This is a genomic window from Nocardiopsis yanglingensis (assembly GCF_045809185.1).
Taxonomy (GTDB): Bacteria; Pseudomonadota; Gammaproteobacteria; order Xanthomonadales; family Xanthomonadaceae; genus Stenotrophomonas; species Stenotrophomonas yanglingensis.
On the sequence record NZ_JBJNRH010000021.1, the window covers coordinates 49384 to 59492 of the forward strand.

The 10109-nt window shown below is 69.3% G+C and carries 8 protein-coding genes; 3 read left to right on the forward strand and 5 right to left on the reverse strand.

Annotated features, from left to right (window positions below; translation table 11 throughout):
* Positions 1 to 97: 97 nt before the first annotated feature.
* The 3 genes from msrA to msrB are packed head-to-tail and all read right to left on the reverse strand — an operon-like array spanning position 98 to position 3191.
* Positions 98 to 835, reverse strand: a complete 738-nt coding sequence (gene msrA / locus ACJ7C5_RS19765) for a peptide-methionine (S)-S-oxide reductase MsrA (protein WP_412704857.1) — start codon at positions 833 to 835, stop codon at positions 98 to 100.
* Positions 836 to 849: 14 nt separating this feature from the next.
* A complete protein-coding gene (locus ACJ7C5_RS19770) occupies positions 850 to 2616 on the reverse strand; it encodes a cytochrome c biogenesis protein DipZ (protein WP_412704858.1) in 1767 nt (588 codons plus the stop codon).
* A gap of 2 nt (positions 2617 to 2618) precedes the next feature.
* Positions 2619 to 3191: a peptide-methionine (R)-S-oxide reductase MsrB gene (msrB, locus tag ACJ7C5_RS19775; protein ID WP_412704859.1), complete on the reverse strand. Its 573-nt coding sequence runs from the start codon at positions 3189 to 3191 to the stop codon at positions 2619 to 2621.
* Between the two features lie 144 nt (positions 3192 to 3335).
* On the opposite strand from msrB, the gene ACJ7C5_RS19780 reads away from it, so the two are divergent.
* Together ACJ7C5_RS19780 and ACJ7C5_RS19785 are read left to right on the forward strand one after the other, a co-directional pair.
* On the forward strand, positions 3336 to 4055 hold the full coding sequence (locus tag ACJ7C5_RS19780) for a response regulator transcription factor (RefSeq protein ID WP_087921426.1): 720 nt from the start codon (positions 3336 to 3338) through the stop codon (positions 4053 to 4055).
* Positions 4052 to 5521: a sensor histidine kinase gene (locus ACJ7C5_RS19785; protein WP_412704860.1), complete on the forward strand. Its 1470-nt coding sequence runs from the start codon at positions 4052 to 4054 to the stop codon at positions 5519 to 5521. The genes ACJ7C5_RS19780 and ACJ7C5_RS19785 overlap by 4 nt, the downstream gene beginning before the upstream one ends.
* Here the strand turns inward: ACJ7C5_RS19785 and ACJ7C5_RS19790 are convergent.
* On the reverse strand, positions 5518 to 6864 hold the full coding sequence (locus ACJ7C5_RS19790; protein WP_097048425.1) for an ATP-binding protein: 1347 nt from the start codon (positions 6862 to 6864) through the stop codon (positions 5518 to 5520). The two genes, ACJ7C5_RS19785 and ACJ7C5_RS19790, sit on opposite strands and share 4 nt — an antisense overlap.
* A complete protein-coding gene (locus ACJ7C5_RS19795) occupies positions 6861 to 7550 on the reverse strand; it encodes a winged helix-turn-helix domain-containing protein (RefSeq protein WP_010484092.1) in 690 nt (229 codons plus the stop codon). Before ACJ7C5_RS19795 ends, ACJ7C5_RS19790 begins: the two co-directional genes overlap by 4 nt.
* Before the next feature lie 349 nt (positions 7551 to 7899).
* On the opposite strand from ACJ7C5_RS19795, the gene asnB reads away from it, so the two are divergent.
* A complete protein-coding gene (gene asnB / locus ACJ7C5_RS19800) occupies positions 7900 to 9801 on the forward strand; it encodes an asparagine synthase (glutamine-hydrolyzing) (protein ID WP_094000513.1) in 1902 nt (633 codons plus the stop codon).
* The last annotated feature ends 308 nt before the right edge of the window (positions 9802 to 10109 follow it).

Sequence of the window (10109 nt, forward strand, 5' to 3'; positions counted from 1 at the left end):
TTTTATTTTTTGGCGCCGGTGGGCCGGCCGGCCGCCGCCCCCCCCCCCCCCCCCCCGGGGGGGGGGGCCCCCCCCCCCCCCGCCACTACCCAGGTCGTTACCGCATCGGAACCAGCACCGCCTCGCGCCGGTACAACGCCGGGAACTGCTTGCCCAGCGCGGCCAGCTTCGGTGCGTCGTAGTAGCGGATGTAGGCCGCCTGCGGGTAGTTGGTCATGTAGTTCTGGTGGTAGCTCTCGGCCGGGTAGAAGCGCTGGCCGCTGACCAGCTGGGTGACGATCGGCGCGCGGTAGCTGCCGGCCTGGCCGAGCTGGGCGATGTAGGCGCGGCTGGCAGCCTGCTGGCGCGCGTCGTCACTGAAGATCGCCGATCGATACTGGCTGCCGTGGTCCGGTCCCTGCCGATTGAGCTGGGTCGGGTCGTGCACCACCGAGAAGAACACCTGCATCAGTTGCCCGTAGCTGACCTGGCGCGGGTCGTAGTCGATCTTCACCGCCTCGGCATGACCGGTCTGGCCGCTGCTGACCCGCTCATAGCGTGCATTGGCAGCGCTGCCACCGATGTAGCCGGACACTGCATTGCTCACGCCCTTGACGTGCTGGAACACGCCCTGCACGCCCCAGAAGCAACCACCGGCGAACACCACGCTGGCATGGGTGGCGTCATCGCGGAACGTGGCGTCGCCGCTGGGCGCCGGTAGCGTCTTGACCTGCGCGCTGGCTTCGACCGGTGCCGCGATGGCGCTGTGATCAACGAGTAGCACACCGGCGATCAATGCCGTGGCCACCAGACCTGCAACACCGGCGGCGATGCCTTGTTCAAAGGAGAGTTTCATCGTGTGCTCCCGGTTCAACCGAAGGTGAAGGCATAGGCCTGCACGCCCGCATCGAGGAATTCGATCTCGAAGCGATGCGGGCCGACCGTGCCGCGCTGGCGTACCAGCTGGTACAGGCGGTGCTCGTCGACCGCGCCCGTGCCATCGGCACCGACATCACTGCCGGCATCGGCGGCGGGCAGCGGCTTGCCGTCCAGCCAGACGCGGAAGCGCACTGGCTTGCCGTCCTCGCTCGGTGCCAGCACCAGGTGCAGGTCGCGCGCATGGAACTGGAAGGCGATGCGGCCACCGGCCCGCTGCAGCTGCGCGGCTTCGTCGGTGATGGTCCAGCGCCCGGACAGTCCCCATTGGTTCAACGCCAGGGTGGCCGGCAGCGTGTAGTCGAACGCAGCATCGCTGCGCTGCCCGCCGGGCGAGGCGAACTGCTCGGCGCGGGCGTGGCCCAGATAGGTCTCCGGCGAGCGCAGGTTGCCCATGTCGGCCTGCGCGGCCACGCCCTTCAGATCGGCGGCGGCCGGATCGGCCGGCGGCGGCAGATTCGTCTGGCCCGCTTCGGTCAGCAGGCGACGGATCATCTGTTCCGAGCGCGCATAGTTGCCTTCGCCGAACTGGTGCCCGCGGATGTTGCCCTGCGCGTCGACGAAGTACTGCGCCGGCCAGTAGCGGTTGTTGAACGCGCGCCAGATCGTGTACTGGTTGTCGAGTGCCACCGGGTACTCGACCTTCAGTTGCTGCACGGCCTTCATCACGTTGCTCGGGTCGCGCTCGAAGGCGAACTCCGGCGTGTGCACGCCGACCACCACCAGGCCGTGGTCGCGGTAGCGTTGCTCCCATTCGTGCACGAACGGCATCGCGCGCAGGCAGTTGATGCAGGAGTAGGTCCAGAAATCGACCAGTACCACCTTGCCGCGTAGCTGCTGCGCACTCAGCGGCGGGCTGTTGAGCCAGCCAGTGGCACCGTCCAGCGCGGGCAGGGTGCCTTCCACCGGCAGCGGCGCATCGGCCGCGGCGTTGACACCGGTCATCATCATCGGCGGTGCAGCCGGCTGCGCGCCCGGCACTGCGTCCAGCAGGCTTTGCTCGATACGCGCGGTGCTGACCGTTGAAAGACGGGTCAGCAGGCCGGTATCCCAGCCGAGGCCGATCGCCACGACGGCCAGCAGCGCGGCTACACCCAGCACCTTGCGCAGGACATCGCCGAGGTCGAGCCGCGCCTGCAGCGCACGGAACACGCGGCCGCCGACCCACACCGCCAGCGCCAGCGCGGTGATCGCACCCGATGCATACGCCAGCAGCAGCGCACTGGTACCGACGCTGGCGCCATGCAGGGCGGCGCCGGTCAGCACCAGGCCGAGGATCGGCCCGGCGCACGGTGCCCACAGCAGGCCGGTGGCGATGCCGATCAGCAGCGAGGTCCACGCCCCGCCGTGCCCCGCGGCATCCGCCGCATCGGCACGCGCGCTCAAGCGGGCACCCACGCGTTGGAACGGCGCCAGCAGGTGGTCGGCCAGCCGCGGCCAGAGCAGCGCGACCGCGAACACCGCCATCAGCAGCAGGGCGATCCAGCGTCCCACCTGGTTGGCCTGCGCCACCCATTGGCTGCCCACCGCGGCCAGGCTGGCGACCACGGTGAAGGTCAGCGCCATGCCCAGCAGCAACGGCAGCGTGCTGCGCAGGAACGGGCGATCGGCACGCGCGAACACGAACGGCAGCACCGGCAGGATGCAGGGGCTGAGCAGGGTCAGCGCGCCCCCGAGGTAGGCAAGCAGCAACAGCAGCATCGTCAGGCTCCGGAAGCAGGGGAAGAACCGACCGGCACCCGCCAGCCGTCGGCGGTGCCATCAGTGGCACCGGGAACAAACACCATTGCCGCGCCGTTCATGCAGTAACGCAGCCCGGTCGGGCGTGGCCCATCGTTGAACACATGGCCGAGGTGGCCGCCGCAGCGGCGGCAGTGCACCTCCACCCGCAGCATCCCGAAGGTGACGTCGCGGTCTTCGCCGATGGCGTTGTGCAGCGGTGCCCAGAAGCTGGGCCAGCCGGTACCGCTCTCGAACTTGGTGGAGGAGGAGAACAGCGGCAACGCACAGCCGGCGCAGGCAAAGGTGCCCTGCCGGTGTTCCTTGTTGAGCGGGCTGCTGTACGGGCGCTCGGTGGCCTGCTGGCGCAGCACCGCGTATTGCGCCGGGGTCAGTTGCTGGCGCCACTGCGTATCGCTGTGCATGACCTCGAACTGTCGCGACGGGCGCGCTTCGGCGGCGGCCGGGGCAGCGCGGCTGCAGGCCCCCAGGCCAAGCAGGCCGGCGGCGGTGGCAACACCGCCCAGGCCCAGCAGATGGCGGCGGGTGAGGGACATGGCGGACTCCGGGAAGGGGCGACGGGGCCATGCTGCGCCCGCCCGGGTCAACGAATCCTCACGCAGGATTCAATTTTTCGTGAGGTATCGGCGGCCGTACCGCGCCACAATGCAGCCAGCCTCCCCACTGGCCCCGAGCTGCCGATGTCCACCAAACGCGTGCTGATCGTTGAAGACGATGCCCACATCGCCGACCTGCTGCGCATGCATCTGGGCGATGAGGGTTACGACGTCGCCCATGCCGCCAGCGGCGATGCCGGCCTGCGCCTGCTCGAGCAGGACGGCCCGTGGGATGCGCTGGTGCTGGACGTGATGCTGCCCGGCGTGGATGGCCTGCAGGTGTGCCAGCGTGCACGCGCGATGGCACGGTACGTGCCGATCATCATCATCAGCGCGCGTGGCAGCGAAACCCAGCGCATCGTTGGCCTGGAACTGGGCGCGGACGACTACCTGGCAAAGCCCTTTTCGATGCCGGAACTGGTGGCACGGGTGCGTGCGCTGCTGCGCCGCGCCGAGGCGATGGCGCAGAGCGCACGCATCGATGCCGGCGCGATCGAGCTGGGTGGGCTGCAGCTCGATCCGGTCGCGCGCACCGCCTCGGTGGATGGCAGCGCGCTGGAGCTGACCCCGCGCGAGTTCGATCTGCTGTTGTTCTTCGCCCGTCATCCGGACCAGGTGTTCGCGCGCATGGAACTGCTCAACCAGGTCTGGGGCTACCAGCACGATGGCTACGAGCATACGGTCAATACCCACATCAACCGCCTGCGCAGCAAGATCGAACCCGACCCGGCCAACCCACGGCGGTTGCTGACGGTGTGGGGCCGCGGCTACAAGCTGGTCGACCCGGCCGGGGCGGCGGCATGATCAAGCCGAACCTGTGGCAGAAGCTGGCGGCGGTGATCGCCGCGCTGATGCTGATGTGCTGCATGGCGCTGCTGGCGCTGCAGATGCGCGCCAATACCCGCCACGAGCAGGAAGTGGTGCAGCGGCTGTCGCTGGGCCTGGCCGAGCACATCGCCCAGCGCAGCGAACTGATGGACACCAGCGGCATGCGCGATGCCGCGGTGCGCGCGCTGTTCGGCCAGCTGATGGCGGTCAATCCCAGCGTCGAGGTCTACCTGCTGGACGACCAGGGCCGCATTCTCGGCCACGATGCGCCCAGTGGCCATCTGGTGCGCAACAAGGTGGACGTAGCACCGCTGCGCCGGCTGATGTCGGGTGCGCCACTGCCGATCCTCGGCGATGACCCGCGCAGCGCGGACGGCCGCAAGGTGTTCAGCGCTGCACCGTTGATCGTGCAGGGCCGCCAGGCCGGCTACGTGTACGTGGTGCTGGTCGGCGAACACCGGCAGATGCTCGCCGACGACCTCGCGGCCGGCAGCCAGTGGAACACCACGTGGTGGTCGGTGATGCTGGTCGGAAGCCTTGGCCTGTTGGCCGGGCTGGTGGCGTTCTACTGGGTGACCCGTCCGCTGCGGCGGCTGACCCGGCGCATCCAGGCGTTCGACATCGATGCGCCCACGCCGTTGCCGCCGCCGGAGCCGCTGCGGCCCGGTGAACGCGACGAACTGGTGATCCTGGAACACGCGCACGCGCAGATGGCGCAGCGGCTGGGCGAGCAGTGGCAGCAGCTGCGCCAGCAGGACCTGCAGCGCCGTGAGCTGGTCGCCAACATCTCGCACGACCTGCGCACGCCGTTGTCGTCGCTGCATGGCTACCTGGAAACGCTGGCGCTGAAGGACGCCACGCTGTCCCCGGACGAGCGCCGCCGCTACCTTGGTATCGCGCTGGCGCAGAGCGCCAAGGTTGGCCGGCTGGCGCGCGCGCTGTTCGAGCTGGCGCGGCTGGAGCACGGCGAAGTGCGCCTGGAGTGGGAAGTGTTCGCACTGCCGGAGCTGCTGCAGGACGTACTGCAGAAGTTCGAGCTGGCCGCGCAGGCGCGTGGCCAACAGCTGCACGCGGCGTTTCCGCCCGGCCTGCCGCTGGTCCGCGCTGACCTGGGCCTGGTCGAGCGGGTGCTGACCAACCTGCTCGACAACGCGCTGCGGCATGCGCCCGACGGTGGCCAGATCGAGGTGCGCCTGCGCGCGACTCCCGACAGCGTGGAGGTCAGCGTGGCCGATGACGGCCCCGGAGTAGCCCCCGCGCTGCGTACGCAGCTGTTCCAGGCGCCGGCCGCGCTGGGCGCGCGGCGCGGCGAGAACGGCGGATTGGGCCTGTTGATCGTGCAGCGCATCGTGCAGTTGCATGGCCGCCGTATCGAACTGCGCGACAGCGAACGAGGTGCGCTGTTCGTGTTTGCCCTGCCGCGCGCGGAACCGGCGGTCTAGCAGGCCGACTCGCCCTCCACGACACCGCCGGTTTCCAGCGGCAGGTGCAGGCGGATGCAGGCGCCGCCCAGCTCCGAATCGGTCACCTCGACATGGCCGCCATGCTTGTCTGCCACCACTTGCACCAGGGCCAGGCCGAGGCCGAAACCGGGGCTGCCCGGGTCCAGCCGCACATACGGCTGCAGTACCTGGCCGCGCAGTTCCGGTGCGATGCCGGGGCCGTCGTCCTCCACCTGCAGGCACAGCCAGCCGTCGTTGACCGTGCTGGCGATACGGATCTGCCGACGCGCGTAACGCAGGGCATTGCCGAGCAGGTTGCGCAGCGCCAGTTCCAGCATGTGCCGGTTGACGTTGACCAGGCCCACGGGTGACAACGCCTGCTGCACCGGCATCGGCAACGGCGCGAACTGGGCCACAACGCCGCGCACCAGCGCCGCCAGCTGCAGGCGCTGGCGGGTCAGCTGATGGCAGCGGCCGAGTGCGGCGTATTCGACGCCGGCATCGGTCAGGTGCTGCAGCCGATCGACATCGGTGCGCAGCCCGCCCAGCGCATCGCGCTGCACATCATCAAGCGCGGTGTCTTCCAGGTCGGCCAGGCCGAAACGCATCCGCGCCAACGGCGTGCGTACTTCGTGCGCCACCGCCTGCGCCAGCACGCGCTGGCTTTCCAGCAGCTGCTGCAGCTGCTCGGCCATGTGGTTGAAGGCGTTGGCCAACGGCCGCACCAGTGCGGTACCGGCGCGCGGCGCGCGGGTATCCAGCTGGCCGTCGCGCATCTGCCGCGCGGCCTGGGCCAACTGCGAGACGTCGCGCCACAGGCGGTAGACCATCACATACATCGGCAATGCCACCGCCACCATCAGGATCAGCAGCAGGATCGCCACGCCGGACACTTCGCTGTCCTGCCAGCCCTCGTCCGGCAGCGCTTCGTCCAACGGCCCCAGCATCACCGCGTAGTCGCTGTCGCCGATCCGCTGCAGGCTGCGCATATGCTCCAGGTCGATCTGCACCCGGCCGTTGTTGAACGGCGGTCGCTGGCTGGCCGACAGCGCCTTCTCCGCCTCGGCCAGGGGCACCATCCGCAGGGCATAGGCGAAATCGGCATCGAGCCCTCGTGCCAGCGCCGGCCACTGCTCGCGTGGGGTTTCGGCGAAGCGTTGCTGCAGCAGCGCATGGGTGCCACGCATCTCGGCCAGCAGGCTGGCTTCGGTGCGGTCTTCCAGCAGCGCATCCCAGGCCCACAGGCCAAGCACGATCAACAACAGGTGGGCGACCAGGAAACCGATGCCGTAGCGCAGGAAGTGGAAGGCGTGGCCGCGCATCGCCGAGGGCGTGCGCTTCATCCCCATGCCGAGCGGCTGAACAGGTAGCCGCGGCCGCGGACGGTCTTGATCCGCTCCGGTTGTTCAGGGTTGTCGCCCAGCTTGCGGCGCAAGCGCGAGATGCGCGCATCAATCGAACGGTCCAGGCCGTCAAAGGCGATGCCACGCAGGCCGCGCAGCAGCGCGTCGCGGTCCAGGATCTGGCCGGCGTTGCTGGCCAGCAGGAACAGCAGGTCGAACTCGGCCGTGGTCAGCTCCAGCAGGCCGCCCTGCAGGTGCACATTGCGGGTGGACGGGTCGATGTTCAGCTCGCCGAAGCGCAGGCTGCCGTCGCGCGGTTCGACCCGGCGGTGGCGGCGCAGGTGCGCACGCAGGCGGGCCAGCAGCACCCGCGGTTCGATCGGCTTACCGATGTAGTCGTCGGCGCCCAGCTCCAGCCCCAGCACCTGGTCGATGTTGTCGGTACGGGCGGTCAGCACGCAGATGATGCCATCGTAGTGGGGCCGGATCTGCCGACACACTTCGAAACCATCCTGGTCCGGCAGGCCGACATCGAGCAGGACCAGGGCCGGCTTCTCGGCCAGGATCCGGGCCACCGCGCGCTCGCCACTGCGCTCATGGGCCACCTGGTAGCCATGCCGCTGCAGATAGTCGCTGACCATCGTACCGAGGCGGGCATCGTCTTCGACCAGTACGATATCCAGCATTTTCAAGGCCTCCGTGGGGCATACGTACCGCCACGGCACGAGCGCGGCGATGCTATCCCAGCCGTCGGGCCACCCGGGTCCAGGGGGCGGGCGCCATTCAGCCGGGGTTGCTGGCGCGCGGGCCGGGCCTCAGGCCTGGCAACAACTTGGCGTCCAGCATAGCTTGTTGCCGTTACAAAACGTTACCTTCGTGATACGTCTGGTGACCATCGCTGACAGCAAAGCGACTGACGCGGGGCAGGTGGGGCGCGGAGCATGGAGTCTCCTCCGCTCCGCGTGCCGTTCCCATGTCGCCCGCCGCCCCCTGCCTGCTGAACCCGTCCCGCCGCTGCCGCTGCGGAGGTGCCCGATGAGCGGCGTGGTCGGGGCCTGGCTGCCGCCCGCCGAGGACGAACAGCTGCTGCAGCAGCTGGCGCCGATGCTGCGCGCCCTGCAGCAGCGCGGCCGGGGTCGCATCGGTTACTGGACCGACGCCGAGGCTGGCCTCGCGCTGGGCCACTGCCGGGCGCCGACCGATACCCCGCTGCAGCCGCTGAGCTCGGACTGTGGCCGTTACGTGTTGTGCCTGGACGGTCGCCTGTACAACCGCGCCGACCTGCAGTCGCAGCTGCGTGATCTGCCGCGCAGCTGCAGCGATGCCCGGTTGCTGCTGCAGGCAATTGTCGAATGGGGCGTGGAGCGGGCACTGTCCCGTATCGAAGGTGCGTTCGGCTTCAGTGTCTGGGACCGCGAGTCGCGCGCGCTGTGGCTGGCCCGTGATCCGGTCGGTGAGCGTCCGCTGTACTACGGCTGGTTCCAGGGCCAGTTCCTGTTCGCCTCGGAAATGAAGGCGCTGCAGGCCTTCGCCGGCTTCGCGCCAAGCATCGACCAGGATGCGCTGAGCCTGCTGCTGCGCCACGATTATGTGCCGGCACCGCACACCATCTACCGGGGCATCCACAAGCTGGTGGCTGGCGCAGTGCTGCGCGTCGACCTCAGCGATCACGCGGCGGGTGGCTCCAGCCAGGCGGCGCAGGGCGGTTCGCGCTACTGGTGCGCACGCGACGCGATGCAGAGCGCATTGCAGGAACCGCTGCAGCCGGCGCCGAGCCTTGAGCAGGCGACCGACCAGCTGGAATCCGTACTGCAGAAGGCCATCGCTTCACGCATGCACTCGCCACTGGCCTGTGGCGCGTTCCTGTCCGGAGGCACCGATTCCTCGCTGGTGACGGCGATGATGCAGGCCCAATCGACCTTGCCGATCGAGGCGTGGACGGTCGGTTTCGACGATCCCGGCCATGACGAGAGCGACTGGGCTTCGCAGGTCGCGCGCCACTTGGGTGTGCAACATCACCTGCACCGCATGGACGCGCGCCAGGGCCTGGACCTGCTGCAGCGCCTGCCGCAGGTCTGGTGCGAGCCCTTCGCCGACGCCTCGCAGCTGCCGACGCTGCTGGCCAGTGAACTGCTGGGTGCACGCAAGCCGGTTGCTCTGACTGGCGACGGTGGTGATGAACTGTTCTTCGGCCACCCCAGCTATGGCCGCGCACTGCGCAATGCGCGCCTGTGCGGGGGCCTTCCGGACTGGGTGCGCGACCTGGCGCGGCGCAGCGGCAACCGCATGAACGTCGAACGCGGCCGCCTCGGTGGCTGGCGCGCACTGGTGGCCGAGGTTGCCGCCAACGATGTGGAAGGGCATTACCTGCAGCGAGTGACGCGCTGGCGGCAGCCGGCGCAGGTGGTGCTGGGCGCGCGCGAGCCGATGACGATCTTCCAGCAGCAGGACACCGCGCTGCCGGCCGAGGCGCGCATCCAGCTGTTGGATTTCCGCATGGACCTGGCCGAGGGCATCCTGGCCAAGGTCGATCGTGCGGGCATGGCAGCGGGCGTTGAAACCCGTGCGCCGCTGCTGGACATGGAGGTGGTGCGCCTGGCCTGGCGGCTGCCGCAGCACCTGAAGTACCACGACGGCGAGCACAAACTGATCCTGAAGCACCTGTTGGCCCGCTACCTGCCGGAACCGCTGGTGTATCGCCCCAAGCGCGGTTTCGGCCCGCCGATGGCGCGTTGGCTGGCGGGCCCGCTGCGCGACTGGGCGGAGGCGCTGTTGGACCCGCAGCTGCTGCGCAACCAGGGCTGCTTCGATGCAGCACGCGTGCGCGGTATCTGGGAGGCGTTCCTGCGTGGCGAGCGCAAGTGGCACACGCACCTGTGGAACGTGCTGATGTTCCAGGCGTGGCACCAGCATTGGCACGGTGGTCGCGGGCGCTGAGCGGTTTCTGCATCGCGTGCGGCGGATTGAATCATCGTGGCGCAGGGCGGATGCCCTTGCGTACGAATGTCCTCCGGCGCCGGCCGTTGGCCGTCACCTCCCCCTTTACTTCGCACGCAAGGGCATCCGCCCGGCGTTCGGAGTTCGTCGGCGCCTCGTTGAAAGGCGCCCGCGCGCGCTGCGCTCTGCTCACCGCACGCCGAGCCTCGTCGGGGTGGGCAGGGGTCTGGGCAAAGTAAAGGAGGAGGTGACGGCCAACGGCCGGCGCCGGGGGACATTTGCCCAGGCCCCTGCCCACCCCGGCGGGG